At 36.2% G+C, this 2,412-nt stretch carries 4 protein-coding genes; all 4 read right to left on the bottom strand.

Features of this window, described 5'->3' with window-relative positions; all coding sequences use genetic code 11:
• Positions 1 to 196 (bottom strand): type II toxin-antitoxin system Phd/YefM family antitoxin (locus HPY74_20745; protein NSW93035.1); only part of this gene is annotated, 196 nt, incomplete at its 3' end.
• A 138-nt stretch (positions 197 to 334) separates the two neighbouring features.
• Positions 335 to 1,021, bottom strand: a complete 687-nt coding sequence (locus tag HPY74_20750) for a hypothetical protein (GenBank protein ID NSW93036.1) — start codon at positions 1,019 to 1,021, stop codon at positions 335 to 337.
• Positions 1,022 to 1,034: 13 nt separating this feature from the next.
• Positions 1,035 to 1,811, bottom strand: a complete 777-nt coding sequence (locus HPY74_20755; protein ID NSW93037.1) for an SDR family oxidoreductase — start codon at positions 1,809 to 1,811, stop codon at positions 1,035 to 1,037.
• Between the two features lie 149 nt (positions 1,812 to 1,960).
• Positions 1,961 to 2,412 (bottom strand): Uma2 family endonuclease (locus tag HPY74_20760; GenBank protein ID NSW93038.1); only part of this gene is annotated, 452 nt, incomplete at its 5' end.

Raw genomic sequence — 2,412 nt, forward strand, 5'->3', positions numbered from 1 at the left:
ATTTATTTTCTTCACTATACTTGCTTTCTTCATTACGATCACCCTTTTCATTAGATTTATTCTTAGATATATTTTCCTTATATGGCACTAGCATGGCTACCCTTTTTCCGTTTTTGGTAATTATAATATCTTCCGTTTCCGAAAACTTAAGGTATTTACCGAAACTATTCTGTAATTCCGTAGTGGTAACAATCATAAATTTCACCTCACCAAGTTTATTTTAGCTATTTATATAAATATTATACCTATAATACTTAATAATATCAATAAATTAGCTAAATAAATAGAAAAAATTTTTAAGAATATCTGCACAGAGTTTAGGGAATGTCCTTGTTTATGCTCCTTTGTGCCATGTGTCAACCATATCTACAGGTTCCAGCTTAGGAAAATCGTAAGTGTCAAGAGGTTCATTTTGTAGTATTTTTAATACAGTTTCATAGTTACTGACCAGATCAACACCCTTTTCTTTAAGCAGGTGTTCAAGTGACCTGTTTTCCCACTCTACCCATGCGGCATAACGGGAACGCTCTTCAATGTATGGCTTTAAAGCATCTGCAAAACGGGCTTTCTCCATGGCTTCGTTGCATATAAAGAAGTTGCATACAATAGTTCTATAACGGGGAGGAATCGTACATCCATATCCACTCTTTACAAACGGACAAGCTCTAAAAAAAATTGTATGGTCAAATTGGTATGCCGATTCATTTTCAGTTTTATTTTCTTTATTTTCATTGCGGATATATTTATCATATCCGGCCTTATCAAAAAAACCTTTTGCATGAATATAATAAGGGTTAATAATTGTTGCTGGCTGGCTTTTTATATGTTCCAATATATTTAACCCTTCCACGGACTTTGTCATTCTTTGAATATCCAGCAGTGTATACTTGGGAAAATACCAGCAGCAACCCCTATTATTCACATTGCAGAGACTTTTACCCAATATACTGATACAATCAGTGCAAGCAGTACAAGCATAACGGGGAACATCCCCATCAAAAGTCAGATAGATACTTCCCATATGTCTCTTAATATCACCACACTGTATATCCTCCATCTACCAGGAATACTGCTCCGGTTACAAAGGATGAGGCTTCTGAAGCAAGATATATGGCTATACCTCCTAATTCATCAGGTGTACCCGGCCTTTTCATCGGTGAGAAATCCATCCAGCGTCTCACCATTTCGCCGTTTCCTTCAAAATATGGACGGGTAAGCTCTGTTTTCATGTATCCAGGAGCAATTGTGTTTACCCTTATATTATGTTCGGCCCATTCTGATGCCAGGCTTTTGGTTAACATTATGACTCCTGCTTTAGATGCATTATATGCACATTGGCATTGTGGTGTATTTACAATTATACCTGACATAGATGATATATTAATTATGGACCCCTTTTTCTGTTTTATCATAACCTGCCCGATAGCTTGAGACATGAGAAACACTCCGTTAAGATTGACGTTTATTACATCATACCAATCTTCAAACGCCATTTCTTCAGCTTTTATATGCTTGCAAATGCCTGCATTGTTAATGAGTACATCAATATGACCAAATTTGCTTAAGACAGTATTTGCCAATTTTTTGCAATCTTCCTTGCTGGTAACATTGCATTTAACGGCAAGAGCTGTTACTCCCATTTTTTCTATCTGAACAGCTGCTTCTTGTGCCTTATCCAGGTTTATATCTGCGATGACAATATCGGAACCCGCTTCCGCAAGAGCTTCTGCCATTGCATTTCCCAGTCCCATAGCAGCTCCTGTTATAATTGAACAATAGCCTTTTAAACTGAACCTTTCCATTATAGCCATAATATTCCCTCCCAGTTTTTATTGATTTTAATAGAATAACATTATGCTTCAAAACTTTATATAATTATAGCTTATATTATTGTTTTAATAAGTGCAATAGTATGTCCCTAATACTTGAAGATTAATAAAGACACAGAAGATGCCATTACTTATGCAAATATCTCTTCCAGCTCAATTCCAAGGCCTTTGAATACGGTTGATTCAATTCTGTCGCTGCCTTTATAGCCTCGCATACTTTCAATGTCGCCGTCATTGAAACCATAAACGTATGCCTCTTTGGAATCTGTATTTACAATCCAGTATTCTTTTACTCCTGTCAACATATATAAGTTTAATTTCTTGATTAAATCCTTACCCTTTGTCGATTCGGAGAGCACTTCCACAACAAGGGTGGGTATACCTCTATACCTGCCCTTTTCGTCAATATTTTCTTTATCACAGATAACCAGGATATCCGGCTGTACCACATTAATGTTGTCCTTTGATTTATATAAGGTAACATCAAAAGGAGCGCTTAAAGGTTCGCATTCTTTACCTCTAAACCAATTTGCAAAAGCAGTAAGAATCTCCTTTACTGCCTTTTGATGTGCGTAAAAAGGTG

The sequence above is a fragment of the Bacillota bacterium genome, assembly GCA_013314855.1.
In the GTDB taxonomy this organism is placed as follows: domain Bacteria; phylum Bacillota; class Clostridia; order Acetivibrionales; family DUMC01; genus Ch48.